This window comes from Treponema sp. R6D11, from assembly GCF_054786075.1.
In genome coordinates, this window is record NZ_BDHD01000902.1 from 1 (window position 1) to 455 (window position 455).

The 455-nt window shown below is 43.3% G+C and carries 1 protein-coding gene; it reads right to left on the reverse strand.

The annotated features are described in order from the left end of the window. Positions 1–353 (reverse strand): hypothetical protein (locus ACYVTD_RS16740; RefSeq protein WP_461248784.1); only part of this gene is annotated, 353 nt, incomplete at its 3' end. Between the last annotated feature and the right edge of the window lie 102 nt (positions 354–455).

Sequence of the window (455 nt, forward strand, 5' to 3'; positions counted from 1 at the left end):
GTAAGAAGCCTTGCGTAAAGATAATCATTATAACTTTCGCGCAAAACCTTGTCTTCAATAATTACCTCGTCAAGTTCCGTCAAAAAAGTGGTGTGTCGGCAGTGGTCCGACCAGTACGTGTCCAGCACGCGGATTTCCGTAATAGTCGGGTCGCGTTTTTCACTGTTCTTAAAATAATCCTGACAAAAGAGAATATCCTGCGTATCCATCGCCAAATTCATCGTTACGCGCAATTCGTCAAGCCGCAGTTTTGAAAGGGAAATAAAGCCATGAATATTTGACACATCATTGGGCCTGTCGTATTTTTGAATGAGGGTTTCCGGTTTTTCAAGGGACGCCTCCCTGCTTTCCACGGGGTTTATGAGCCAAGATTTAATCTTATTGAACTCGTCGTCCGTAATATTTCCGTACAAGGCGAAGATTTTTGAAGAGTGGATTATGGGCCTTTCTTTTCC